The sequence below is a fragment of the Bacillus mexicanus genome, assembly GCF_050445615.1.
GTDB lineage: Bacteria > Bacillota > Bacilli > Bacillales > Bacillaceae > Bacillus > Bacillus mexicanus.
The window spans coordinates 383,094-409,256 of record NZ_JBCEYV010000001.1 but is presented as its reverse complement, the minus strand read 5'-3'; the positions used below and the strand labels follow the sequence as shown (position 1 = coordinate 409,256).

Sequence of the window (26,163 nt, the reverse complement as noted above, 5' to 3'; positions counted from 1 at the left end):
CTCTCTTACCTATATGGTACCGCTATCACTTTATATTTTACATAATCGCGCGCTTTTTTTCACGCCCATTTCTAAAAATGTAAAATAAATGTAAGAATTTTCAACTATTATAACTTTGGCAAAAAAATAAGTAAACCAATGATACACGAAATAACGGCAAAAACGCAAACTGCCCCGGCGGCAGCGTCCTTAGCCGCTTTTGCAAGAGGGTGATGTTTATCTGTTACTAAATCAACCGTATGTTCAATGGCTGTATTTAAAAGCTCCAGGGAAAACATTCCTCCGATCAAAAGGAAAATAACCACCCATTCCATTGAGCTGAGCTCCACGAGGAAGCCGCAAATGAGAACAGCGCAGGCTGCTGCGGCATGAAATTGAAAATTCCGCTCCGTCCGCGCTGTTTCCCAGATGCCTCGGCCTGCATGCACAAAGCTTTTGAAGAATCGCATCAGCTCATTTCTATGATCTCTTGAGTCCATAGGCGTCCAGCAAATCCTTTTGCTTAGTAAACATCTCCTTTTCTTCCTCTTTCGTCATATGGTCATATCCTAAAAGATGCAGAAATCCGTGCACAGCCAGAAATCCAAGCTCTCTTTTAAAAGAATGGTTATACTCCTCTGCTTGCTCTCTTGTGCGATCCGCACTGATGATAATATCACCTAAAACCGGCGGCATGTCTGCTCCGACAATTTCAACTTCGCCTTCTCCCTCTTCTTCAAGAGCAAATGAGATGACATCTGTCGGTGTATCCTTTCCGCGGTATTCTTTATTGATCTGCTGAATATCTTCATTAGAAACGATCGTGACAGACACTTCAGCCTCATCCTGAATGCCTTCACGATCAGCGGCAAATTGAAGCAGATTTTCTACTTCTTTGAGCATCTCTTCAGAGACACTCCCCGTTTCATCAACGATATCAATCAGTAAACTCATCTATTTCACCTTCTTAGTAGCCTCCGGATATTCAATCCGGGAGTGGAAAATTCCTTTTAATGTTGCACATAGCGTTTTTGCAATAGTATCCAGTTCTTTAAATGTCAAATCGCATTCACTGAACTGTCCGTCCTGCAGTTTATCGGATATAATACCCCGGACAAGCTTTTCAATCCGTTCAGGGTTTGGGTTGTGCATGGATCTGACAGCCGCTTCAACACTGTCAGCCACTGATATAATCGCGGCTTCCTTTGACTGCGGCTTCGGTCCCGGGTAACGGAACTCCTCTTCTGTAATCTGGTCTCCTTTTTCTTTCGCTTTATAATAAAAGAACTTTAGAAGCGATGTTCCGTGATGCTGTTCAGCAATGTCTACAAGCTCTCTCGGAAATTTATAGCTTCTCAGCATGTTCGCGCCGTCAGTGGTATGCGAAATGATAATATTTTTACTCAGCTGAGGTGACAGCTTGTCATGCGGATTGTCTATATTCATTTGGTTTTCAATAAAATATTGAGGACGCTTTGTTTTACCGAGATCATGATAATACGCGCCGACTCTTGCAAGCAAACCATTAGCCCCAACCGCTTCACAAGCAGCCTCTGACAAATTGGCGACCATTACACTGTGATGATATGTACCTGGCGTTTCTGTTAATATTTTGCGCAGCAGCGGATGATTAGGATTAGACAGTTCAATCAGCCTCACAGTGGATAAAATGCCAAAGCCTGTCTCAAAAAATGGCATCAGACCGATAATCAATACAGACGTCGCAAATCCCGATACAACACCCATGAGCATTAACGTGCCGATTTCAAGGCCCGACAGCGCAGTGTTTTGGATTAATAACAAGGAAAGAACGACAACCATATTAATAAACGCTACGAAAAGTCCGGTCTGCAAAATCTTTGATCTGGCATTTTGTTTTCCTAAAAATAAAATGCCTGAAATCCCGCTGATTAAATAGTAAATTCCTATGACGTAGTTAAATGTACCTGTTACACCCTGATTAAACATCATACTTCCGGAAATCGCAAGAATGATACTTCCCAAAATAGCGATGCGTTCATTCATAAGCAGTTTGATTAAGATCGCGCCCGCCGCAATGGGAACAAGATAGCCGATATTATGATACTCCATCTTCTGAAATAAACTGACAACCTCCATAATAACAAGCAAAAGCGTTATGATAATGGAGAACAGCAGGATGGATTGATTTTTATACTTCAAGTCTTGCTTCTGCTTTTCAAAATAATACACAAGGGTTGCAATGAAAAGTCCGATCATAATCAATAGGCCGCTGATCGGTTTAAAGAGATTTGAATTATTTAATAACCCAGTCAGCTCAAGCTTTCTGTACACTTCCCGATCAATGAGGTCATTTTCCTCCACAAGCACCTGCCCCTGTTTGATCTGAACCTGCTGGACATTATCTGACGCTTCCTGCCGTTTTGCTTCTGTCGCTTTCGGATCGAAGACATAATTCGGAATAATAGCAAAACGCCCGATTTCCGTCGCAGCGCCCAAATATTTTGAGGGGATAGAATTGCCCTTTAGCTCTTTTTCTACTTTATCCTTCGCATCAGTTAGTTTATCAGATGAGATTTCACTGCTCATGACCATATTTACTGCCGTAATGACCGTATCTCTGACAAAAGAAAACTCTTCCTTGTCTGCTTTCAGCAATGTCTTGATGGAATTCTCTGATATGGAATCATTCACATCGGACGTTAATTTGTTCTTTACAGACTTAACCATTGATTTTTCCGATGGTGATTTGCTGTCCTCTTCCGATGATTTTTTCACTTCGCTGATACTGTCGAATATAGACGACACAAGGTCAATCCGATTGTCTGCATATTCTTTTTTCAGCGTGTATTGATCTTCAACCGCATCCTCAGCGGCTTGCTTTTTTTCCTCTGTGGCTTTTTGATCTTCCACGGTTGCCGGAGCGTAAATGGTCTTGTCGCTGACAGAAAACAGGTCTAAATCAAGTGTTTCCGGCTTAACATGTACAAAGAGTAAAGCAAACATAATAGCAGCCAGCAGAAGATACAATAGTACATGCATAGAGCGGGCATTTTTAAAGCTGTCCCATTTTTTCGAGCTACTTTTGGTCTTCCCCTTCTTTTTCAACACAAGAACCTCCTCTTGAAACATCAAGCCCACTAAGCAATCATAAAAATGACCCGATAACGCGCGATCGGGTCATTCAGCATTAATTTTGCTTATCGTATGCTTCAATAATTTTCGCAACGAGCGGATGTCTGACCACGTCTGTCTGGTCTAGCTCAATCATAGAAATGCCGTTTATCCCTTTTAGCATCTCCTTCGCTACTGCAAGCCCCGATTTGACGCCTTTCGGCAGATCAATTTGACTAATGTCACCTGTAATGATCATTTTAGAGCCAAAACCCAGTCTCGTCAAAAACATTTTCATCTGAGCAGGTGTGGTATTCTGTGCTTCATCAAGTATAACATACGCATCATCAAGCGTCCGTCCCCTCATATATGCAAGCGGGGCAATTTCAATGGTGCCCCTTTCCATCAGGCGTTCTGTATGGTCTGCTCCAAGCACATCATGAAGAGCGTCGTACAGCGGGCGCAAATAAGGATCTACTTTTTCTTTGAGGTCACCCGGGAGAAAACCAAGGCTTTCACCGGCTTCCACAGCAGGTCTTGTTAAGATGATTTTTTTGATATGGCCGTTTTTTAAAGCATGGACTGCTTTTACGACAGCCAGATATGTTTTTCCGGTTCCCGCCGGGCCAATGCCGAATACAAGGTCATTTTGCTTCATAGCAGCCACGTATTCCCGCTGCCCCATCGTTTTTACACGGATTGGTTTGCCTTTTGCGGTTTTTGTAATTTCTTCTTCATACATGCTTTCAAAGTATTCAAGTTCATCCTTCTTTGCCATTTTGACGGCGTAAATTACATCACGTTCAGAAATCTCTATCCCCTTGCGAATTAAAGCGAGGAGCGATCCCAGCAGCTTGTCTGCAATCTGATACGATTCTTCATCGCCGGAAACATAAATGGTTTCACCGCGCGTAATGATATTTACATTCAGATCTTTCTCCATCAATTTCAAAAAAGAATCTTGGTTCCCGAACAGGGAAAGCGCCTCGTCCGGGCTTTTCAGTTTTTGATTCATCGCAAGTAAATGTTCTGTCATTCTTCAGTCTCCCTGACAATAGGTGTGGTTTGAACAATATCTTCTATAACTTGGTAGAGAATAATCAACTTTACTTTACCATTCTCGACAGTCTGGTGCAAAACTTTTTCATTCTTCACCTCGCCGTTTTCGCCGATTTTATCCTCTACATCCTGTTTACCCAATTTAATGCCTTCTTGAACCGCTTCGTCTTTCGTATATTTTCGCAAAGCCTCTTCACTTTCTCTCGTTTGCTCTTTGAGATAGGATACAGGGAGCGTAAATCCGAGAAAATTCAGCGAATGTTTTTCTAGCTCTGTTTTCGGATGTTTCAATTCCTCTTTTTTTAACGTCATGCCCCATATCGGGATTGCCAAAGAACCAAAAGAAAGCTTGTGCTTTGTCCTTACTTTGCCCGTATAGACGTTAAATAATGTTTCGAGCGGGACTGTTACCTCGGATCTGTACCAAGTTTCTCCGTAAATTTTTGCCTTTGAGGCGACTTCCTGCTGATTCTCTTCACTGCCTATCAGTCCTGAGACAAGAAGCTGGCCCTTTTCCACATGATCATGGATGGCGGCCATTGGCTGTCCTTTTTGCACATACATTCTTGTAATGGTCGCTTTCTTTTTGGCGACAATATCGCGCGGGCTGACATACTTTTCTTTTTCGGGTTCATTTTTCTCCACGACTTTCATATGGATGGTCGTCCCCTTCAAATCAACTCCGACCCAAGTGATATTGTCTATCCCATTGGTTAACGACTTTTGTATTTTTTCAGGCGACATCATGAAAAACTGCAGGCGCCCCTTTTTGACTCCGATTTCATTGAGATGCTGCCTCATCTGGTGTTCTGTTTCAGGCTCAGCACCTGTCACATCAATTTTCCACACCATATTGGAAAGCAAAAACAAAAGGATGAAAAACATCGCAAAACCGATCGTAAACCCTACATTCAGCTTTGATTTCAGCAACAGGAAAGGAAGTCCCTTCCGATTGATAAACCGGGCTTTACATGTGAATTTTCTTCTCACCCGGCGAAAGGCATGGACATCCCGAAGCTGTATATATAACGATACGGCTTCTTTCTTTTTTTTGACATGAAAGACCGGAATCTCCTGTCTTATGCATTCATTAAGAAGCCGTTCAATTCCTTTTCCCGTCAATTCAAGCTGGACCTTACCCGAAAAAAAAGACAGCCATTTATTTTTCACGATATTTCCCCCTCGACTTTATGACTCAACATATCGAACGACATCAATTGTACCCTCTAAAAGAATTTCTTCCGGCAGGATCGCTTTGATGACGAAATTTTTTCCTGATATGATGCATTGGCCCTGCTTCAGCATCAGTCTCACTTCATTTTCACTGAAAAGCAAAAGACCTCTATGGTTCTCTATGTAGATATGAAGTCTGCCAACCATTGTAATCCGCGGCAGATCCATCATAACGTCCGGGGGAATTTCCAATGCTCTTGTCAGCCAAGCTTTCAAACGATTCTTTCTCTGCCCCATACAAAAAGAACCCCCTTTCATCTCATATGTATGATTTGAAAGGGGGTTCTAACACTTTAATTTTTACGAGCCGAGCGCATCGTATGGTGAGGCTTTTTCGCCCTCGGAGGTCCGAATACCTCTCCTAAGACGATTCCCTGTACTACAGTGTCTTTATTGACCTGAAGCATTTTTTGTTTTGTGTATACTGCTTTTTGTTTAACTGCAGTAAGGTTTTGTTCCAGCCCTTTCAGGTTTCTTTCTGTTTCCCTGCGTCTTTTCTCGGCATCCCGTCTTTCCTGCTCCATAGGGTTAGGGGGAGGCACGGGAACGTCTTCTTGTGATTGCTTCTTCTGAGAAGAAGCAGTTTGTACCTGCTGAGGTTTGTTTCTATTTGGGCTGTTTTCCTTGTCCTCTTTGTTCTTTTTACCGAAAATCATAGAAATGAGTCCGATAACCGCTGCGATAATGAGCGGATTGGTCAGTATATCTTTCATCAGCGTTCTCCCTTCTTAGAGAGATTATGATTTGCGGTCTTCATCAGACGAATCTGTCGTCAGCTTGCCGAATGAATCACGCATGTCTGTGTCAGCATCGATGTTTTTGATATTCATGTAGTCCATGACACCGATATTTCCTTCACGCAAAGCTTCTGCCATCGCAAGCGGCACTTCTGCTTCGGCTTCTACCACTTTCGCGCGCATTTCCTCCACGCGGGCGCGCATTTCCTGTTCTTGAGCAACTGCCATCGCACGGCGTTCTTCCGCTTTTGCCTGCGCAATGTTTTTATCTGCTTCGGCCTGATCAGTTTGTAAAATCGCGCCGATATTTTTACCGATGTCAACATCAGCAATATCAATCGAGAGAATTTCAAACGCAGTTCCCGAGTCCAACCCTTTTCCAAGTACCGTCTGAGAAATCATGTCAGGGTTTTCAAGCACTTTTTTGTGATTTTCTGATGAACCGATTGTTGAAACGATCCCTTCGCCAACACGGGCTACGATGGTTTCTTCCCCAGCTCCCCCGACGAGCCGTTCGATATTCGCGCGTACTGTAATTCTCGCTTTTGCCTTTACTTCAATCCCGTCCATAGCAACACCGGCAATAAACGGCGTTTCAATCACCTTAGGATTAACGCTCATTTGAACAGCTTCCAATACGTCCCGGCCGGCAAGATCAATAGCAGCACAGCGTTCGAATGTCAGTTCGATGTTCGCTCGCTGGGCGGCGATAAGCGCGTTGACAACTCTGTCAACGTTTCCTCCAGCGAGATAATGGCTTTCAAGCTGATTAGTCGTAGCATCAAGCCCAGCTTTATGCGCTTTAATTAGCGGGTTTACCACTCTGTTTGGTATGACGCGGCGAAGCCTCATTCCGACTAGCGTGAAAATACTGATTTTTACTCCGGCTGCTAAAGCTGAAATCCAAAGCATCACAGGCACAAATGTAAAAAATACAGCTAAAACAATGATCCCTACTACGATAATAGCCAGTATCATGAGTGTTGATGGATCCATATTTATTCTCCTCGTTTCTGTTTAAATTTCTCTCACAACAATACGTGAGCCTTCCACTTTCACCACTTTTACTTCCTTATCTTTTTCTGTAAACGATCCTTCTGAAACAACATCAAGGCGTTCTTCATCAATAATAACAGTACCAGCAGGACGAAGCGGTGTAAAGGTTATACCTACTTTTCCTATTAAATCTGTGCGTGTTTGATTTGACACATAGCCGCTCTCTGTATTTGTAGAATCATTTAATACAAATTTCTTAAAAAATTTCATACGCTTTCCCAACACCCTTGTCAGTAAGATAAAAGCTGTAATAGAAACAGCTATGGCGATCAAGAGAGAAACCGCCATGACAGTAAAACTCCCCGCGGCTAAAAACAGGCTCGCAACAATCGCTCCTAAGCCCAGTAAACCAATGATGCCTCCGGGAAGGAAAATCTCAATCAGAATGAGAAGCACCCCTGCTATAAAGAGGAGGACCGTCTCGTATCCAGCAAGACCGGCTGCGAGATGTCCATAAAAGAACAACAATAACGCGATGAATCCAAGCGTTCCAGGAATGCCGATGCCCGGAGAAAAAAGCTCAACCGTCAAACCTAAAAAAGCGATTGTCAGCAGAACAGTAACAATGAATGGATTCGTCAGCCACCTTACCGTCTTTTCTGCAAAGCTTTCCTTCGCATGACTGATGTTTGCTTTTTCAAACCCAAGCTTTTTTACGAGCGCGGATAAATTGTCAGCCGTGCCTTCTGAATAGCCTACATCAATCGCCTTATCGGCGTTAAGTGTCAGCAGATCCCCCCGCGGGGCGCCGACTTCCTTGGCATCTATATCCGGGTCAGCCATTGCGAGCGCATACTTTGGATCGCGGTGATTTTTCACTGCAGCATCTTCCAGTTCTGCCAGCCAAAGTGATTCAGCTTTTTGGTCAGCTGCATTGCCTTTGGCATCAATAATTGCCGCCGCCCCCATTTTTCCGCCAGGCGCCATATAAATATGATCGGCTTGCAACGCAATATATGCACCAGCAGACAATGCGCGTTTGTTAACATATGCAGTTACAGGAATTTCGCTTTCGGTTATCAGGTCCGCTATATCAATAGCTGATTTGACTAATCCTCCGGGCGTATTGATGTCAAGAATAATATGATCTGCATGTGCTTCTTTTGCATCTTGTAACGAACGAGACAAAAACGAAGCGAGGCTCTGTTCGACATTTTTTTCTACTGGAATTACATAAACTATTTGTTTTTCTGCTTTGGCGTGCAGCTGTACGCCTAATAAAGAAAGTAAAAATATACTCAAAAGAACAGCACGGAATCCTTTGTTCTGAAGCAAGGGCGATGTATCCCTCCTTCCTTTTATAATAAGTGCCTTCTCTCTATACGTAACAAATGTATCGAAGGTTTCATTTTTTTATGTATAAAAAAAGACATCTCTCTTAGAAAGATGTCCTTTTCTTTGCCATTTAAGACAGTTGACTGCTCACAAGCTTATTTATTAAACTTCCGTCAGCTTTACCTTTTACTTTAGGCATAATTGCCCCCATTACTTTGCCCATGTCCGCTTTTGAGCTTGCACCGACTTCAGCAATGGTTTCATTTACGATTGTACGCAGCTCTTCTTCTGACAGCTGCTCAGGTAAATAAACTTCTAAAATGTCCAGCTCTTTTTGAACTTTATCTACTAAATCTAAACGATTAGCGTTTGAAAATTCCTGGAGGGAGTCTTTACGTTGCTTAAGTTCACGAGAAAGGACAGTGAGTTCCTCATCCTCGGTCAAACTGTCTTTCTTAAGCTTAATTGCTTCATTTTGAAGTGAAGCCTTAACCATTCGAACGACAGTCAGTTTGTCTTTCTCACGGTTTTTCATATATAGCTTCATATCCTGGTTAAGACGCTCAAGAAGACTCATAAATCCACCCTCTTTTAGAATTTGCGTTTTCTAGCAGCTTCAGATTTTTTCTTGCGCTTTACGCTAGGTTTTTCATAAAATTCGCGCTTTCTTGCTTCTTGCAAAGTACCTGTCTTTGATACACTGCGTTTGAAGCGACGAAGAGCATCTTCAAGCGATTCGTTTTTTCTAACGACCGTTTTTGACATTCTCTTTCCCTCCCTCCGAATACACCAATCGACTACCTTTAAGTTACACATATAAACATGTACTTTGACATTATAATATAAGCCACCATTCAGGTCAACTAAGTGAGTTCACTTTTCCGTCATGAGTGCGGCTGCCTGTCTATATACTGGTAGAAAGGGGTGGGTAAAAAAAGATGTTAATTCTAATTAGCTTCACTGCTCTTATACTATTCTTTCTAGCAGGCATGAATATGCTTCGGAAAGGCTTAGTTTCAATGGCGTACTCAAAAATCGAAGAACATTTGCTTTTATTTACGGACCATCCGATAAAAGCGTTTCTGATCAGCATTTTATTTACAGGCATTCTTCAAAGCAGTTCAGCATTTATGGTTATTGTCATCGGCTTTGTCAGTGCAGGCGTTCTGTCTTTTAAGCGGACGATCCCAATGATTCTGGGAACAAATGTCGGGTCTACCTTTACAACTGAATTTATCGCGATCAAAATGGATGTTTTGATTTGGGTTCTTCTAATAGGCGGTTTATTGTTTTTTCTGACTGGCAAGTATCCTTTGAAACAGCTGGGCACAAGCTTCCTCGGTCTCGGCATCATCTTTTTTTGCATCAGCGGGTTCAGTCATCTTGCAGGACCGCTTACAAAGCTGAAAACGGGAGCGGAGGTTCTGCACCATGTGAACGATTCAAACTGGTCCGCTTTGCTCATCGGTATGGTGTTAACTGCCATTATTCACTCAAGCTCTGTCTGTATCGGTATTTTGATGAGCTTTATGAATGAAGGAATTATCGGACTGACACAGGCGATGAGCGTCGTGCTCGGTTCCAATATCGGGACATGCATTACAGCTGTCATGGCTGCTGTATCCGGCGGGTATGCGGCGAAACAGACAGCGTATGCCCATGTAGTGTTTAATGTGCTGGGCGTGGCTCTTGTATTTCCTTTTCTGGCGGCTGCAACCGGCTTTGTAGAACAGTTATCATCTGATCCCGCACAAAAAATTGCACATTTCAGCCTCTTTTTTAATGTGGTGACAGCTTTCTTATTTCTTCCGCTTACAAACTTGTTTTACCGTTTGATTCATTTTCTTATTCCAGCAAAATAAAAAACCGGTACATGGGGATGCACCGGTTTTTTATTAAGAAGACAAACGCATATGTTCAGTTATTTCATCCTCAACCACACGGACAAATTGTCCTTCGTTGTAAGGATAGCCTGCTTTTAGGATTTTGACTTTCACGATTTTGCCGATCATATCTTCCGTACCTTTGAAAACAACCTTCATATAGTTGTCTGTGTAACCGACAAACATATTCTCTTCTTCTGTTTCCTTATACGCTTCCTCTGGAATAATCTCAAGCACTTCATTTTCGTATTGTGAAGCATATTCTTTCGCAAGCTGGTCAGAAAGAGCAATCAAGCGGTGTACACGTTCATTTTTCACGGTTTCATCCACTTGGTCTTCCATTCGCGCAGCTGGCGTTCCTGTACGTTTGCTGTAAGGGAAAACATGCAGTTCTGAGAATTGATGTTCTTTAATAAAGTGATAGGTTTCCATAAATTCTTCTTCTGTTTCACCGGGAAATCCTACAATGACATCAGATGTAACCGCTAGGCCCGGCAGTGCTTTTTTCAGTTTGTTTAAACGGTCTGCAAAAAACTCCATCGTATATTTACGTCTCATCCGTTTAAGCACTGTATTTGACGCAGATTGAATAGGAATATGCAAATGATTAACAATCTTATCTGAGCGGTCTAAGACCTCGATCACTTCGTCTGTGATTTGGCTGGCTTCAATTGAAGAAATTCTGATTCGCTTCACGCCTTCAACCCGAGTGTCTAATTCGCTCAAAAGCTTAGCGAAGTTGTAATCTTTCATATCTTCGCCGTAGCCGCCTGTATGAATGCCTGTAAGAACAATTTCTTTATATCCTGCATCGACAAGCTGCTGCGCTTGTTTAATGACTTCTTCAGGATCGCGGGAGCGAAGCAGGCCGCGTGCCCACGGAATGATACAGAATGTGCAGAAATTATTGCAGCCCTCCTGTATTTTCAATGACGCTCTTGTCCGGTCCGTGAAAGCAGGCACGTCAAGTTCCTCATAAACTCTTGCTTTCATGATATTGCCGACACCGTTAATCGGCTGGCGTTCTTCACGGTATTGATCGATGTAGCCGAGCATTTTTTCCCGGTCCTGTGTTCCGACTACAATATCAACGCCAGGGATTGCCATAATCTCAGCAGGCGAGGTTTGCGCATAGCAGCCTGTGACACAGATGACACCGTCAGGATTTTGACGAATGGCGCGTCTGATCACTTGGCGGCTTTTTTTATCTCCCGTATTTGTTACCGTACATGTATTAATAACATATACATCAGCTGTTTGTTCAAAGTCTCTTCTTTCATAGCCGGCTTCTTTGAAAAGCTGCCAGATTGCTTCTGTTTCATAATGGTTGACTTTACAGCCAAGCGTATGGAAAGCAACAGTTGCCATTACTGATCACCTCTTAATAACTCTGTTTGATAAGAAATCGCACTCAACGCGTATAGCGGAGCGGTTTCTGTCCTTAAAATTCTCGGTCCAAGGCCGCACGGCACACCGTCTTTCTCTGTGACCTGTTCAACCTCTGCTTCTGTTAACCCGCCTTCGGGACCAAATATGATCAAAAGAGATGATCCTTTCGGAAGGCTGCTAACTGCTGAGCCGAATGCGCTCATTTCACCTTGCTTCGATGACTCCTCGTATGCAACGACACATTTATCGAAATTCTGCATCCTTTGAAGAAGCTGCTGAAAAGAATGGACACCCATTACTTGAGGCACTTCGTTACGGTACGATTGTTCAGCCGCTTCCTTCGCAATTTTCGTCCATCTTTCCTGCTTTTTCTTAGCCTTCTTGTCATCCAGCTTAACAACAGAACGCGCGGCTTGGAAAGGAATAAAGGCATGAGCTCCAAGCTCAGTCCCTTTTTGGATAATCCATTCAAGCTTATCTCCTTTCGGGAGACCGCTCGCTATATAGACCTTTATCGGAAGCTCTCTGTTTTCATTCGTCCATTCTACCACAAGGCATGATACATTATCTTTGGAAACAGATTGAAGTTCACATTTTGCCTCGAAGCCGTCCTGAGAGCAGCAGACAATCTGGTCTCCCTCATTCATCCTCATCACGTTCACAATATGATGAACATCTTCGCCTGTAACCGAAAAAGCCGGCGTTTCCTCCATTTGCTGCTTCGTGAGCTCGATAAAATATCGTTGCATACGCTGTGACACCTACTAACTATTATTTTTTCGCAATTATGCTGACCCAATCTTCCATTGACAGGATTTCTACAATAGTGAAGCCAGCTTGTTCCAGTGCTTCTTTTACTTCTTGTTTTTTATGGCCGATGATCCCTGACGTAATAAAATGGCCGCCCTCTTTTAACAGGCTGTACGCTTGTGATGTAAAGCGAAGAATGACTTCAGCCAAAATGTTAGCAACAATGACATCATGTTCTCCTTCAATCCCGTCTAACAAGTTGTTTTGCTTCACTTGCGCAATTTCGCTCACCTTGTTCAGCTTGAGATTGAGACGTGCACTTTCTACAGCTACGGGATCAAGATCGTAGGCATGAACTGATTCAGCCTCAAGCATCGCAGCCGCAATACTTAAAATACCAGAACCTGTGCCGACATCAATCACCTTATCACCCTTTTGCACAATGCGTTCAAGCGCCTGAATGCAGAGTACAGTTGTCGGGTGTGTCCCTGTGCCAAAGGCCATTCCCGGGTCCATTTCAATAATCAGTTCATCAGTATGAACCGGATTATATTCCTCCCAGGTTGGCACAATTGTAAATTTTTCTGAAATTTTCACAGGATGATAATACTTTTTCCAAGCAGTCGCCCACTCTTCTTCATTCACTTCGCAGATCGTGATGTGATTTCTGCCCAAATCAATATCGTAAAGAAGCAGATTATTAATCGTTTCTTTAATGCCTTCCACCGTTTCGCCTAGAAAGCTGTTAACCGGTAGGTATGCTTTAACAATGACACCCTCGTCTGGATAATCATTGGGGTCGAGCTGGTAGATTTCCCCGTACACATTCTCACGTTCTTTAATTAAATCAAGCGGGTCCTCTATCACAACCCCACTTGCACCAGCTTCATGCAATATATTTGAGATAGGTTCGACCGCTTCATGTGTTGTGTGAATGCTTAATTCGGACCATTTCAAAACTACCAACTCCTCATCCAATAATTAATCGCCTTTAAACGCGCGTTTTACCTTGTCGAAGAAACTCATTTCCTGTTCATCAGGCAGGTTTCCGCTGACTTCGGCGAATTCACGTATAATGTCTTTTTGTTTATCTGTCAGGTTTGTCGGCGTTACGACACGAACGACAATATGCTGGTCACCCTGTCCGTAGCCTCTGACATTTTGAACGCCTTTGCCTCTTAATCTGAATTTCGTTCCTGTTTGTGTACCGGCTGGAATTTTCAATTTCACTTTTCCATGCAGCGTCGGAACTTCTACTTCATCACCAAGAGCAGCCTGAGCAAACGTTAACGGCATTTCACAGTAAATATCATCGCCGTCACGCTCGAAGAACTCATGAGGGCGCACATGGAACACGACAAATAAATCCCCGGCAGGACCGCCATTTACTCCAGGTTCACCCTGTCCAGCGAGACGAAGCTGCTGCCCGTCATCCACACCGGCTGGGATTGTCACACTAATTTTTTTGCGTTTTTTGATTTTACCTTTGCCGCCGCAATCTGCACATTTGTCTTTAATGATTTTACCCGTACCTTCACAGTGGTGGCAGACCCGTCTGTTCACGACTTTTCCAAACGGCGTATTTTGCTCCACGTTTAACTGGCCGGAGCCTCCGCAGTGCGAGCACGTTTCCGGATTTGTCCCAGGTTTCGCCCCTGAGCCTTTACATGTCTCACATGTTTCCTCACGCGGAATTTCAATGGTTGTTTCTTTACCGAAAGCGGCATCCTCAAACGACAAGGTCATCGTATACTGCAAATCGGCACCTTGGCGCGGTGCGTTTGGATCTCGCCGTCTTGTGCCTCCGCCGAAAATACTTGAGAAAATATCATCGAAACCAAAACCGCCGAAATCGCCGCCGCCAAAACCTCCGCCGCCGAATCCCTGATTAGGATCTGCATGCCCAAATTGGTCGTAATGCGCACGTTTTTGATCATCTGACAGTGTTTCGTACGCTTCTTTTACCTCTTTGAATTTTTCGTCTGATCCGGCTTCTTTGTTAATATCAGGGTGGTATTTTTTTGACAGCTTCCGATAAGCCTTTTTAATTTCATCCTTTGAAGCGCTCTTGCTTACTCCCAGCACTTCGTAGTGATCACGCTTACTCATCTCGCTTCACTCTCCCGAATTTCTCACATAAATTAGATTGTATCATTTTGAATTATGATTTTTCAATTCCTTTTATCCCGGGCAAGAAAAAAAGTCAAAGCCAAGAGATGCCTGACTTTGACTTTCTAATCATTGAATCAGATTATGAAATGTGTTCTTTTCGGCCAGCCCCGAAAAGCGGGACTGACTTTAAGAAGAACTTATTTTTTGTTTTGATCGTCGTTTACTTCTTCGTATTCAGCGTCGACAACATTGTCATCCGCTTTGCCTTCAGCGTTTGCGCCCTCTTGAGCCTGTTGTGCTTTGGCAGCTTCTTCATAAAGCTTCATAGAAAGCTCTTGAACGATTGTTTGAAGCTCATCTTTTTTCGCTTTGATGTCTTCAAATTCGTTTTTCTCAATCGCTGCTTGTAAAGCGTCTTTGGCATCGTTGGCTTTTTTCACTTGTTCTTCGTCCACTTTGCCTTCAAGATCTTTTAATGTTTTCTCAGTTTGGAAAACAAGCTGATCTGCTTCATTGCGGACTTCGATTTCTTCTTTTTTCTTCGCATCAGCGTCAGCATTTTCTTCTGCTTCTTTTACCATGCGTTCGATCTCATCATCAGAAAGACCTGAAGAAGATTTGATTGTAATGTTTTGTTCTTTTCCTGTACCTAAGTCTTTTGCTCGTACGTTTACGATACCGTTTTTGTCAATATCGAAAGAAACTTCGATTTGAGGCACGCCGCGCGGTGCTGGCGGGATATCAGTAAGCTGGAAGCGTCCGAGTGTTTTGTTGTCCGCAGACATTGGGCGCTCACCTTGAAGCACATGAATATCAACAGCTGTTTGGTTATCAGCAGCAGTTGAGAACACTTGTGATTTGCTCGTCGGGATCGTTGTGTTGCGGTCAATAAGCTTTGTGAATACGCCGCCCATTGTTTCAATACCGAGAGAAAGCGGTGTAACGTCAAGAAGAACAACGTCTTTTACGTCACCAGTAATTACGCCGCCCTGAATCGCTGCACCAAGCGCCACAACTTCATCTGGGTTTACGCCTTTATGCGCTTCTTTTCCAGTTTCTTTTTTGATCGCTTCTTGTACAGCAGGGATACGAGTTGATCCGCCGACAAGGATGACTTTGTCGATTTCGCTTGCAGAAAGCCCTGCATCTTGAAGCGCTTGACGGACAGGACCCATTGTGCGCTCTACTAAATGAGAAGAAAGCTCTTCGAATTTAGCGCGGGTTAATGTCAGTTCAAGGTGAAGCGGTCCTGCTTCTCCAGCTGTGATAAACGGTAAAGAAATTTGCGTAGAAGATACGCCGGAGAGATCTTTTTTCGCTTTTTCAGCTGCGTCTTTCAAACGTTGAAGCGCCATTTTGTCTTTTGAAAGATCAATGCCATTGTCTTTTTTGAATTCAGACACAAGGTGATCGATGATAACTTGGTCAAAATCGTCACCGCCCAGACGGTTGTCACCAGCAGTTGAACGAACTTCGAATACACCGTCGCCAAGTTCAAGGATTGACACGTCGAATGTACCGCCGCCAAGGTCGTATACAAGGATCGTTTGATCTTCATCTGTTTTGTCAAGTCCGTATGCAAGCGCTGCTGCAGTCGGCTCATTGATGATACGTTCTACTTCAAGACCTGCAATTTTACCAGCGTCTTTTGTTGCTTGACGCTCAGCATCGTTAAAGTACGCAGGAACTGTGATAACTGCTTTTGATACTGTTTCGCCAAGATAGCTTTCAGCGTATGATTTAAGGTGTTGAAGGATGATTGCAGACACTTCTTGAGGAGTGTAATCTTTCCCTTCAACCTCAACTTTATAATCAGTACCCATATGGCGTTTAACAGACATGATTGTGTTAGGGTTTGTGATAGACTGACGTTTAGCTACTTCCCCTACTTGGCGTTCGCCATTTTTGAATGCAACAACTGATGGCGTTGTGCGATTTCCTTCAGCGTTAGCAATAACTTTAGGCTCGCCGCCTTCAAGTACTGCCACACATGAGTTTGTTGTTCCTAAGTCGATTCCGATAACTTTACTCACTTGAATAACCTCCTGCTATGTAATTATTGATTTACTTTAACCATGGAAGGACGAATGACGCGATCCTTCAGCTTATAGCCTTTTTGCATTTCCTCAACAACAATGTTGGAGCCGTAGTTTTCATCTTCAGCTTGCATAACGGCTTGATGCAGATTAGGATCAAATTCTTGCCCTACAGCTTCGATAGCTTCAACGCCTTCTTTTTTCAAGGCTTCTACGAGCTGACGGTGGACCATTTCCATTCCTTGGAGCAAACTTTTCGTCTGTTCATTGTCGGCTTCTACCTGAAGCGCTCTTTCAAAGCTGTCAAGAGCCGGCAGCAAATCAGCCACGATGTTTTGCGAACGGTATTTTTGGGACGTTTCCATCTCTAGACGGCTGCGTCGTTTATAGTTTTCAAAGTCTGCTTGAACACGCAAAAGTTTGTTTTCTTTTTCTTCAAGCAAACCTTGCAATTCGTTAATTTGATGTTGAAGAGGTTCGCTTTCATTTGTTTCGTCCTGCTGTTCTTCAGCAGCAGCTTCTTCTTCAATGACTTCCTGCTCTTCTGTTTCGTTTTGTTCAACGGATTGTTTTTCTTCTGACATTGTGTTCACCTCCCTCAAAGTGTAAAGAGAAGGGCGATGCTGCCCCTCGATAAAATCAGCCATAAATACCTTATTCATCATACAAACTTGTTAATGCTTTTGACAAGTCCGAAGTCACATGCTCAAGCAGGCTGACAACCCTGGAATAATTCATGCGGGTCGGGCCGATAATTGCAATTGAGCCGATCTGCTTCTGATCAACGGAATAAGAGGCCGTAATCAAACTGCAGTTTTCCATCTCTTCATAGTCGTTCTCTTTCCCGATTTTAATCGAAATTCCCGTGTGCGGGGATTGAACGAGTTTCAAAACATCCTGTTCTTTTTCGATTAATGAGAGCAGAGAACGGACTCTGGTGATATCATGGAACTCCGGCTGGTTCAGCATATTGATTTTTCCGCCGAAAAATAATTTTTCAACGTGACTTGTGGAATGAAAGGTTGAACGAAGCGCGTCAAGTATATTGTCATAGTTTTTAATGTGCTGTCTTAGATACATGACGACTTCCTTAAATATGCGCTCATTCAGCTCATCCATTGGAACACCGCTTAAACGGTCATTCAGTATATTTACCAGTTTTTCAATATCAGACAGATCCATTTTGGCCGGGAAATTAATCGTTTTGTTTTCCACATGCCCTGTGTTGGTAACAAGGATTGCTACCGCCATATCAGGCTGAATCGGAATGATTTGAATCTGTTTAAGATAATTCTCACTCAGCTTCGGCCCGAGTACGATGGATGTATAATCCGTCAGATCGGATAAAATTTGAGCTGATTTCTGAACTGTCTTCTCCAGCTCGAAAATTTTCTCTTTGAAAATCGAGTGGATATGATCCAGATCGCTTTTTGTCAGTTTGACGGGTGACAGCAAATGGTCAACATAGTACCGATACCCTTTTTCTGACGGAACACGTCCTGAGGATGAATGGGTTTTTTCAATAAAGCCCAATTCTTCCAAGTCAGCCATCTCGTTTCTAATTGTTGCAGAGCTAAATGTGATTTCATCTTTTTTCGAAAGAGTTCTTGATCCTACCGGCTGAGCCGATTGAATAAAATCGTTGATTATGACCTGAAGGATCAGCAGCTGACGATTTGTTAACATCATCATCACCTCTGTTAGCACTCTCAATAAGCGAGTGCTAATTCTATAACAAAAGTATCAAACCACGAGAAAAATGTCAATTATAACTCACCCAAAAAAGCGCCAAAAACTTCATTCCCTAATAATTTCCCCTGATGGGTCAAACAAATGGCAGACTCCGAATTGTGAATCAGCCCTTTTTCAGTGAGGTCATTTAATACACTTGGAAAAAGTTCATTCAGTGAACGACCGTATTTTTCTGCAAATCGTATTTTGCTGACACCGGCTGTTTTTCTCAAGCCTAAAAACATTTCTTCTTCGATTTGCTCTTCTGTTGTCACTGCATGTGTATCTCTGTACGGAAAGCCTTTTTCAGCGATCAGGTCAATGTAATGCTTGACCGGTCCGACGTTTACGGTCCGTGTGCCGCCAATATAACCATGGGCTCCTGCTCCGAAGCCGAAATATTCCTCGTTGCTCCAATAGGTCAGATTGTGCTTTGATTCCATACCTTGCTTAGCAAAGTTGCTGATTTCATATTGATGAATGCCTTGAGCTTCCATACGGCTCATCACCATTTCATACATTTCGGCTTCCTGCTCCTGCGGCGGAAGGTGAAGCCGTCCTTTTTGCATCAAATTATAAAACACCGTTTTCGGTTCTACAATGAGAGAGTATACGGAATAATGCTCCGCATCCAACGATAAGGCAGTGTTTAAAGAATGATCCAGATGCTTCAGAGTTTGTCCCGGAAGCCCGAACATTAAATCAAGACTGATGTTGTCAAAACCTATTTTCCGCGCTCTTTCAAAAGAGGCAAATACATCTTTTTGTTTGTGCACCCGGCCGATTTTTTCTAATAGATCGTCTTCGAACGTTTGGACACCAAAGCTGAGGCGATTGACACCGGCTTCTTTTAATATGTTTAATTTCTCTGCGGACAGGTCGTCGGGATTGGCCTCAACTGCAAACTCTGTTAAAGAGCTTGAGGGCTTCAGCACTCGGATGATCATGTCCATCAGCTTTTTGAGTTGTTCCTCAGAAAGAGAGGTCGGCGTGCCTCCTCCGATAAAGATCGTTTGGAGATCAGGCTGTCCTGTTTTCGTTATTGTATTTATCATTTCCTGTTCAAGCGCGTTTAAATACTCATCAACAGGCTGGCTTTGAATAAAATATTTATTGAAATCGCAGTAGTGGCAAATGTGCTCACAAAACGGGATATGGATATAAGCTGATTTCAACGTATTCACCTTCTTTACAGAAAGAAGCCGCAGTACAAGACTGCGGCGGCTTCTATTATTTTTTCGGACTGTCGTCCATTTTCAGGACTGCCATAAATGCTTCTTGCGGCACTTCAACTGAGCCGACTTGCTTCATTCGGCGTTTTCCTTCTTTTTGTTTCTCAAGAAGTTTCCGTTTACGGGAGATATCCCCGCCGTAACACTTAGCCAATACGTTTTTGCGCATCGCTTTTATCGTAGAACGCGCCACGATTTTCTGGCCGATTGCCGCTTGAATCGGTACTTCAAAGTGCTGACGCGGGATAAGCTCTTTCAGCTTCTCAACGATCACTTTTCCTCGTTCATACGCGTAATCACGATGCACGATAAAGGATAGGGCATCGATTTTTTCTCCGTTCAGCATAATGTCCATTTTGACAAGCTGAGACGGTTTGTAGCCAATCAGCTCATAGTCAAAGGACGCGTAGCCTTTTGTGCTTGATTTAAGCTGGTCAAAAAATTCATAGACGATCTCTGCCAACGGCATATCATAGACAATACTGACACGGTTTGCGTCTAAATATTGCATATCAATAAAATTACCCCGTTTTCCTTGGCAAAGCTCCATTACAGCGCCGACATAATCATTCGGCACCATCATTGTCGCTTTCACATACGGTTCCTCAATTCTTTCGATCTTTTGAGGGTCAGGCATGTTGGATGGGTTGTCGACAACAACCTTTTCGCCGTCTGTCATATACACGTCATAAATAACGCTTGGTGCTGTCGTAATCAGGTCGATCTTGAACTCACGCTCTATCCGTTCCTGAATGATTTCCATGTGAAGCATGCCTAAAAATCCGCAGCGAAATCCGAATCCAAGCGCCTGTGACGTTTCCGCTTCATATTGAAGGGAGGAATCATTCAGCTCAAGTTTTTCAAGCGCTTCTCTTAAATCATTATATTTTGCTGTATCAATCGGATACAAACCGCAGTACACCATCGGATTGAGCTTGCGGTATCCCGGCAGTGCTTCGTCTGCAGGTTTAGCAGCGCCCGTTATCGTATCACCGACACGTGTATCACCGACATTTTTGATTGAAGCAGTCAGGAAGCCTACGTCACCGACTGTCAGTTCATCTGTCGGAGTCGCTTTCGGCGTGAATACACCGACTTCTGTTACTTCGAATTCTTTGCCGGTTGCCATCATTTTGATTTTTTGTCCCGGCTTTACCGTTCCTTCAACGACTCTGATATACGCCACGACACCACGGTAGGCGTCATAAAGCGAGTCGAAGATCAGCGCTTTGAGCGGCGCCTCCGGATCTCCTGTCGGTGCTGGCACCTTTTCTACGATCTGTTCTAAAATTTCCTCAATTCCAATACCGGCTTTTGCTGAAGCAAGAACCGCTTCTGATGCATCAAGACCGATGACGTCCTCTACCTCTTGGCGCACACGTTCAGGCTCTGCGCTCGGAAGATCGATTTTGTTAATGACTGGCAAAATTTCAAGGTCATTGTCAAGCGCTAAGTAAACATTGGCAAGCGTCTGCGCTTCAATTCCCTGTGCCGCGTCCACGACAAGAATCGCTCCTTCGCAGGCAGCAAGGCTTCGTGATACTTCATACGTAAAGTCGACGTGCCCCGGCGTATCAATCAGATGGAAAATATATTCCTCTCCGTCTTTTGCTTTGTATGTAAGCTGAACAGAGTTTAACTTAATCGTTATGCCCCGCTCACGTTCAAGATCCATAGAATCGAGCAATTGTTCTTTCATTTCTCGTTGAGTGATTGCCGACGTTTTTTCTAAAATACGATCCGCTAAGGTCGATTTCCCGTGGTCAATATGGGCAATGATAGAGAAATTCCGTATTCTCGACTGCCTCTCTAAACGCTTTTCTTTATCTGTCACAATCTATCACTCCTACTATTAAACGCAAAATACACTAGCTTAGATTATATCAATAGGATTGTAAAGATTCAATGTAAAACAAGAAAGAGAAAAGTTCCCTGTCATCTCTGGGCTGCTTTTCTCTTTCGCGACCTATTGATTCATATCCCGTATCCATTCATACATTGACTTTGCTGAGTTGGTCACAGTATCGGAAAGCGTTTTTCCAGCTTTAGAGAACATATTGAACGTTTCCACCTGTTCCAGCTCTTTTTGTTTTTCTTCTAAATCTTTCGCAGTGACTGTTTCCCCTAGGATTGAGGCTTCCTTTTCATTATTTTCCCCGTCGGTGAGCATGAATGCTCCCTTAAGTGACGGGTCTTGATAGCCTTTCATACTGAGCATCCCGTTATTCGCCTGCTGCATGCCGAACAGAACACCTAAAAACATGAGCGTGACAAGCAGCAGGCATTTGCCAAAGTAAATCAAATCAACCACCTATTTCTTATTGTTTTTTCGTCTCGCCGCTCTCCGCGTTGACCTTTTCCGCATCCCAGTACATTTCGCTGAATACGTCCGCGGCTGCGTCAGCCGCACGCTGCAGCTCTTCGAGATTATTATCTACTCCGCCAAATTCGAGCAAAAGCGCTCTGTCAGTTAAGTCCTGATTGTAAACACCGTTATCGCCTGGCGAGCCTTTTGAAAAGACACCTGTGCTGAGTCCGGGATATTTTTTCTCCATCAGCTTATGAAGCTCACTCGCAATTTTATAGTTTTCTTCGAAGTTTTTGCTTTTTTTGCCGACGACAAAAGAGACCCGGGCATAGGTTTTTCCCTTAACCGTTGCCGTCGTATCTTTTTTGCGCCTTGAGTCTCTATGGATGTCAATGATGTACTGCAGATTTTTGTTTGAAGCAAGCGCATCTTTCACGACCGGCTTTGATTCATCATAGGATCTGGCATAGTTTAATCCTTTTTTGTTCAGCTTCGCCTGTATATCGGTTTTGTTCACTGTTGCTCCAATGCCTTGGGCTTCAAGCGCTTTTCCGAGCATCTCTCCTACAAGCGTGACGTTGGCTTTAGAATGGCGCGCCATATCAGGATCTGTTTCTCCTTTTAATAGAGGAAGATACGACTCCGTATTGTGTGTGTGATAGATAAAGATTACCTTTTTATCACCAGTCGTTTGTTTCGGCGGATCTTTTTGCGCGTTGTCTGATTGTGTTTGCTGTTTTTCTATCACTGCCAAATTGGCTTCTCTCTCCTCCTCCATCACTTTAGACGGCGGCGGAGATTCCGCAGGCATATTTGTATAGTCTGTACCTTGTCCAGCTAACAGAATTTCGGTATCAAATTGTGCAAATCCCGGCAGCTCCCGGCCGAGAAAACTTCGCGGATCTTCGAGGTTGATGCTTGTCGCCAGCTTCAAAGAAAGACGCGAGAGATGAAATGAGCTGTCAGCTTGAGAAAGATCAGAAGCGAAATAATGATTCTCCATTCGCAGCAAGTGTGCAAACACGTCACCCGGCAATTCTTCAGCAATTCCGTAAAAAGAGTCGGACGACGGTCTGAGCTCCGGCCGGAGAGACGTCAGCACACCGGATAGAACAAAAATCACGATAAGGCTGGCGATAAATAGAAAGATGGCTTTTACCGCTTTCCTGCCATTTACCGCAACAACAATTTGTCTGTTTCTGCGTTTGTTTCTCATTGAATCCCTCCAGCGCTTGTCTAGTTATTACTCTATGAACAAGCTAGAGGAAGTAGAACTTGTTTAGTGATTATAGGAGCCTTTGTTTTCTTGTGACACTTTGTCATGAAGCGCTGTATTCAATCCGTTCGCCAGCACATTTGCCATATCATCGATAAATGAATCAACTTCCTTCGGCGTAACCATTAAATTGTGCCCTAATGGCGAAAGAACCTCGTGAATGAGCTGGCGTTTTTCATTTTCTTCAAGGGTCCCGACAATGCCGAGGAACGATTGCCGCTGCTTTTCATCGGGAAGATCGTCTTCAGTGAGCACTTTCTTTTTCCCAAACGTCATGCCGGCCGGAACAAGCGATCTTGACGGACTATTATCTTTCATTTCTCTGCCAAAATGTTTTAATATGTAGTCCACCGTATCGCTGGCGATTGTTACGGCATCAACGACCGTCGGCACTCCGATGGCAATGACCGGCACGCCGAGCGTGTCTTTGCTTAAATCTTTTCGTTTATTCCCCACACCAGATCCTGGATGAATGCCTGTATCGGATATTTGAATGGTTGTGTTGACCCTTTCCACCGCCCGCGCCGCCAATGCATCAATGGCAATGACAAAATCAGGCTTCGATTGCTCAATCACACCTTTAATAATGTCGCTTGTTTCGATTCCCGTAATCCCCATCACTCCTGGCGCAAATGCACTGACAGGCCTGTAGCCCTCCTGCACGTTTTCCGGCTGAAGCTTAAATAAGTGCCTTGTGACCAATAGACTTTCTACAGCCATCGGGCCCAATGCATCAGGTGTCACGTTCCAGTTGCCGAGACCAACAATCAAGCAGCTCGCATCTTTTGAGATTTTAAGGTTTTCAAGAAAAGCCGAGAATTCCTCCGCAAAGACAGCAGAAATCTTTTCCTGCATTTCCGAATCATTCTCTCTGATCCCTTGCGCCTCAAGCGTTAAATAGCGCCCTTCTTTTTTTCCAGAAAGCTCAGCGCCTTCCTTTGTAATATCAACTGTGCGAATTTTAATGCCACCGCGGTCGCGTTCCTTTTCAATAAAACCTTTAATTTCTTTTACCGGCACAGCCTGCTGATTGGCCATCGCTTCCTTCGTTTCGACCGCTAGATCGGTACGTACCAAATACTGATTCACATCCAGCTCATTATTTTTCATCAGGGGGCCTCCTTCATATTCAATATCTATATCGTTGCCATTTGCTGAATAAATCATGCGAAAAAGAGATCCTTCAACGAAAAATACTTTACATTTATATTGCAATCTAAAGGTGTGTTTGATAGAATACAATTTGTTCTATTGTGAAGAAGATTTAACCTTAAGACACTGTGCTACAGGTTGTATCTTAGGAGGTGAAACACATGCCAAACATTAAATCAGCGATTAAACGTACAAAAACAAACAACGAACGCCGCGTTCATAACGCGACAATCAAATCTGCTATGCGTACTGCAATCAAACAAGTTGAAGCTTCTGTTGCCAACAACGAAGCAGACAAAGCGAAAACTGCTCTTACTGAAGCAGCTAAACGTATTGATAAAGCAGTGAAAACAGGTCTTGTACACAAAAATACCGCAGCTCGTTACAAATCAAAACTAGCGAAAAAAGTGAACGGACTTTCTGCATAATATAAAAACGATCCTCAATAATGGGGATCGTTTTTTTCATTCCTTTTTAACAGCTGTAAAAGGAACAGTTCAAGCAAGAGCTGCTTGTCCTTTTTTCCGGTTTTCATCTCATAGTCCATCACAGCTAGCTGCTCAATAATTGACCGGAGCTCAGCCTCTGAAAAAAGCCTTGCTTGATCCATCGCCAGTTTCACCCGAAATGGATGAACTTTTAAATTAGAAGCGATTTGCTTTTGCCCGTATCCTTGTTCCGCAAAGTACTTTGTCTGCAGGATCAGCCGGAATTGGTTCGAAATAAGCGCCATAATTTTGATCGGTTCTTCATTTTGTTTGAGCAAATCATAAAAAATTTGCAGACTCTCTGTTCGTTTCCGGTTGACAATTTTATTAATCAGCTCAAAAATATTTTGTTCAAGGCTTCTGGCAACAAGCATTTTCACATCATCCAGGGTAATTTCTTCGCGATCTCCAATAAATGTGCAGAGCTTTTGAATCTCTTGAAAAATCGATGACAGATGTCCGTTCACAAGCAGAACCAGATGCTCTGCAGCCTCAGTGCCGAGTGTTTTCTGCTCGGTTTTTGCAAGGTTGACAGTAAAATCTGTCGTTTCCTTCGCGTTTAATTCCTTCGCCTCCATCATAAAGGCGTGCTTCTTTAACGCTTTCGTCAATTTTTTTCGCTCATCAAGCTTTTCATACGGCGCAAGCAGGACAAAGACCGTGTAAGGCGCAGGTGATTGTATATATGCTTCAAGCGCACTGACATTGTGCTCCATTTTTTCTTTTTTCTTTTCACCTGTTAAAAAAGATGGATTTTTCACAATGACAAGACGCCGCTCCCCCATAAATGGGAATGTTTCAGCATCTTCAATTGCTTGATCCAGTGGGTCCTCTTCCAGATCAAAAACGGATAGATTAAAATCCTTTGTCTCCTGCTCAATAACCGTCTGTCTGATCCTGCTGACGGTTTCTTGCAGCAGGTATGTCTCTTTTCCGTATAAACAATAAACCGGATGGACATCGCCTTTATTCAGGCTTTTCCACACATCAAATACCATTGTTGTACGACTTCCTCTCATTCATCATCCTCTTCTATCCTAAATTGTGTTGGCAAAATAGTAAAGAGGAAGCCTGACCGCTGCTTCCCCATTTATATTAAACGCCTGTTCGCAAGCCCCCGGGACAGCTTGTAAAAAGGCGATAATCACCAGAACAGAAAACGTTACCATAGCTTCTAGATTTTTCAAAACGATTCCATTATACTTAAATCAGTCAGGAGGGATAAAGTTGAATGATTTTGAAAAAAACGTTCAAAGCAAACGAAATGATGCTGTAGATTCAGCTGTTGGTTTTGTTGTGTCCTTCGGATTTTTCGCCTTCTTGTTTGTCATGGCAACGGTTATTCACCTAGTTGGTTCATAACAGCGACTGCCC

General features: G+C 43.4%; 28 protein-coding genes. 3 read left to right on the top strand and 25 right to left on the bottom strand.

Annotated features, from left to right (window positions below; genetic code table 11):
* Positions 1-107 precede the first annotated feature (107 nt).
* The 11 genes from AAGG74_RS02205 to rpsU all read right to left on the bottom strand — a co-directional run bounded on the left by AAGG74_RS02205 (position 108) and on the right by rpsU (position 9,197).
* The gene (locus tag AAGG74_RS02205; RefSeq protein WP_162102374.1) at positions 108-479 is read right to left on the bottom strand and encodes a diacylglycerol kinase family protein; all 372 of its coding nucleotides are present in this window, start codon (positions 477-479) and stop codon (positions 108-110) included.
* Positions 460-933, bottom strand: coding sequence for an rRNA maturation RNase YbeY (gene ybeY, locus AAGG74_RS02200; protein ID WP_162102373.1), 474 nt, complete (start codon positions 931-933; stop codon positions 460-462). Before ybeY ends, AAGG74_RS02205 begins: the two co-directional genes overlap by 20 nt.
* A complete protein-coding gene (gene pgpH, locus AAGG74_RS02195; RefSeq protein ID WP_162102372.1) occupies positions 934-3,069 on the bottom strand; it encodes a cyclic-di-AMP phosphodiesterase PgpH in 2,136 nt (711 codons plus the stop codon).
* Positions 3,070-3,148: 79 nt separating this feature from the next.
* Positions 3,149-4,108, bottom strand: a complete 960-nt coding sequence (locus tag AAGG74_RS02190; RefSeq protein WP_162102371.1) for a PhoH family protein — start codon at positions 4,106-4,108, stop codon at positions 3,149-3,151.
* On the bottom strand, positions 4,105-5,301 hold the full coding sequence (yqfD, locus tag AAGG74_RS02185; RefSeq protein WP_162102370.1) for a sporulation protein YqfD: 1,197 nt from the start codon (positions 5,299-5,301) through the stop codon (positions 4,105-4,107). The genes AAGG74_RS02190 and yqfD overlap by 4 nt, the downstream gene beginning before the upstream one ends.
* Positions 5,302-5,319: 18 nt before the next feature.
* Positions 5,320-5,601, bottom strand: a complete 282-nt coding sequence (gene yqfC / locus AAGG74_RS02180; protein WP_024122093.1) for a sporulation protein YqfC — start codon at positions 5,599-5,601, stop codon at positions 5,320-5,322.
* Positions 5,602-5,657: 56 nt separating this feature from the next.
* Positions 5,658-6,077: a hypothetical protein gene (locus tag AAGG74_RS02175; RefSeq protein WP_429674405.1), complete on the bottom strand. Its 420-nt coding sequence runs from the start codon at positions 6,075-6,077 to the stop codon at positions 5,658-5,660.
* A 24-nt stretch (positions 6,078-6,101) separates the two neighbouring features.
* The gene (gene floA, locus AAGG74_RS02170) at positions 6,102-7,097 is read right to left on the bottom strand and encodes a flotillin-like protein FloA (RefSeq protein WP_162102368.1); all 996 of its coding nucleotides are present in this window, start codon (positions 7,095-7,097) and stop codon (positions 6,102-6,104) included.
* A gap of 21 nt (positions 7,098-7,118) precedes the next feature.
* Positions 7,119-8,432, bottom strand: a complete 1,314-nt coding sequence (locus AAGG74_RS02165) for an NfeD family protein (protein WP_429674403.1) — start codon at positions 8,430-8,432, stop codon at positions 7,119-7,121.
* 130 nt (positions 8,433-8,562) lie between these two features.
* Positions 8,563-9,009, bottom strand: a complete 447-nt coding sequence (locus tag AAGG74_RS02160) for a GatB/YqeY domain-containing protein (RefSeq protein ID WP_003230022.1) — start codon at positions 9,007-9,009, stop codon at positions 8,563-8,565.
* Between the two features lie 14 nt (positions 9,010-9,023).
* Positions 9,024-9,197, bottom strand: coding sequence for a 30S ribosomal protein S21 (rpsU, locus tag AAGG74_RS02155; RefSeq protein ID WP_003152957.1), 174 nt, complete (start codon positions 9,195-9,197; stop codon positions 9,024-9,026).
* A 173-nt stretch (positions 9,198-9,370) separates the two neighbouring features.
* Between rpsU and AAGG74_RS02150 the strand changes: the two genes are divergently transcribed.
* Positions 9,371-10,294 (top strand): Na/Pi symporter, encoded by a 924-nt coding sequence (locus AAGG74_RS02150; RefSeq protein ID WP_162102366.1) that lies wholly within the window; start codon positions 9,371-9,373, stop codon positions 10,292-10,294.
* Between the two features lie 33 nt (positions 10,295-10,327).
* On the opposite strand, the gene mtaB is transcribed toward AAGG74_RS02150, so the two are convergent.
* From mtaB to gpr, 12 genes are all read right to left on the bottom strand, one after another.
* Entirely contained in the window at positions 10,328-11,683 is a 1,356-nt protein-coding gene (gene mtaB, locus AAGG74_RS02145) for a tRNA (N(6)-L-threonylcarbamoyladenosine(37)-C(2))-methylthiotransferase MtaB (RefSeq protein WP_162102365.1), read from the bottom strand.
* Positions 11,683-12,453, bottom strand: a complete 771-nt coding sequence (locus tag AAGG74_RS02140) for a 16S rRNA (uracil(1498)-N(3))-methyltransferase (RefSeq protein WP_429674402.1) — start codon at positions 12,451-12,453, stop codon at positions 11,683-11,685. The genes mtaB and AAGG74_RS02140 overlap by 1 nt, the downstream gene beginning before the upstream one ends.
* A gap of 22 nt (positions 12,454-12,475) precedes the next feature.
* Positions 12,476-13,411 (bottom strand): 50S ribosomal protein L11 methyltransferase, encoded by a 936-nt coding sequence (prmA, locus tag AAGG74_RS02135; RefSeq protein ID WP_429674401.1) that lies wholly within the window; start codon positions 13,409-13,411, stop codon positions 12,476-12,478.
* Between the two features lie 24 nt (positions 13,412-13,435).
* Positions 13,436-14,563: a molecular chaperone DnaJ gene (gene dnaJ / locus AAGG74_RS02130; protein ID WP_162102362.1), complete on the bottom strand. Its 1,128-nt coding sequence runs from the start codon at positions 14,561-14,563 to the stop codon at positions 13,436-13,438.
* Between the two features lie 200 nt (positions 14,564-14,763).
* Complete coding sequence (dnaK, locus tag AAGG74_RS02125; protein ID WP_429674400.1) at positions 14,764-16,599, bottom strand: molecular chaperone DnaK; 1,836 nt, start codon at positions 16,597-16,599, stop codon at positions 14,764-14,766.
* A 23-nt stretch (positions 16,600-16,622) separates the two neighbouring features.
* Positions 16,623-17,186 (bottom strand): nucleotide exchange factor GrpE, encoded by a 564-nt coding sequence (gene grpE / locus AAGG74_RS02120; RefSeq protein WP_429674399.1) that lies wholly within the window; start codon positions 17,184-17,186, stop codon positions 16,623-16,625.
* 70 nt (positions 17,187-17,256) lie between these two features.
* Positions 17,257-18,288 carry a heat-inducible transcriptional repressor HrcA gene (hrcA, locus tag AAGG74_RS02115; protein ID WP_162102359.1) on the bottom strand — a complete coding sequence of 344 codons (1,032 nt, stop codon included), beginning with the start codon at positions 18,286-18,288 and terminating at the stop codon, positions 17,257-17,259.
* A gap of 80 nt (positions 18,289-18,368) precedes the next feature.
* Positions 18,369-19,508, bottom strand: a complete 1,140-nt coding sequence (hemW, locus tag AAGG74_RS02110) for a radical SAM family heme chaperone HemW (protein ID WP_429674397.1) — start codon at positions 19,506-19,508, stop codon at positions 18,369-18,371.
* Between the two features lie 55 nt (positions 19,509-19,563).
* On the bottom strand, positions 19,564-21,399 hold the full coding sequence (lepA, locus tag AAGG74_RS02105; protein WP_162102357.1) for a translation elongation factor 4: 1,836 nt from the start codon (positions 21,397-21,399) through the stop codon (positions 19,564-19,566).
* Between the two features lie 132 nt (positions 21,400-21,531).
* Positions 21,532-21,867 carry a YqxA family protein gene (locus AAGG74_RS02100; RefSeq protein ID WP_225493890.1) on the bottom strand — a complete coding sequence of 112 codons (336 nt, stop codon included), beginning with the start codon at positions 21,865-21,867 and terminating at the stop codon, positions 21,532-21,534.
* A gap of 16 nt (positions 21,868-21,883) precedes the next feature.
* A complete protein-coding gene (gene spoIIP / locus AAGG74_RS02095) occupies positions 21,884-23,089 on the bottom strand; it encodes a spore autolysin SpoIIP (protein WP_162102355.1) in 1,206 nt (401 codons plus the stop codon).
* A gap of 63 nt (positions 23,090-23,152) precedes the next feature.
* On the bottom strand, positions 23,153-24,259 hold the full coding sequence (gpr, locus tag AAGG74_RS02090) for a GPR endopeptidase (RefSeq protein WP_162102354.1): 1,107 nt from the start codon (positions 24,257-24,259) through the stop codon (positions 23,153-23,155).
* A gap of 203 nt (positions 24,260-24,462) precedes the next feature.
* Here gpr and rpsT point away from each other — a divergent pair, with 203 nt between their 5' ends.
* The gene (gene rpsT / locus AAGG74_RS02085; protein WP_162102353.1) at positions 24,463-24,729 is read left to right on the top strand and encodes a 30S ribosomal protein S20; all 267 of its coding nucleotides are present in this window, start codon (positions 24,463-24,465) and stop codon (positions 24,727-24,729) included.
* 14 nt (positions 24,730-24,743) lie between these two features.
* Here the strand turns inward: rpsT and holA are convergent, their stop codons facing one another.
* Positions 24,744-25,787, bottom strand: a complete 1,044-nt coding sequence (gene holA / locus AAGG74_RS02080; protein WP_429675222.1) for a DNA polymerase III subunit delta — start codon at positions 25,785-25,787, stop codon at positions 24,744-24,746.
* A 39-nt stretch (positions 25,788-25,826) separates the two neighbouring features.
* Entirely contained in the window at positions 25,827-25,976 is a 150-nt protein-coding gene (locus AAGG74_RS02075) for a hypothetical protein (RefSeq protein ID WP_162102352.1), read from the bottom strand.
* A gap of 40 nt (positions 25,977-26,016) precedes the next feature.
* On the opposite strand from AAGG74_RS02075, the gene AAGG74_RS02070 reads away from it, so the two are divergent.
* Positions 26,017-26,151 carry a YqzM family protein gene (locus AAGG74_RS02070; RefSeq protein ID WP_003229983.1) on the top strand — a complete coding sequence of 45 codons (135 nt, stop codon included), beginning with the start codon at positions 26,017-26,019 and terminating at the stop codon, positions 26,149-26,151.
* The last annotated feature ends 12 nt before the right edge of the window (positions 26,152-26,163 follow it).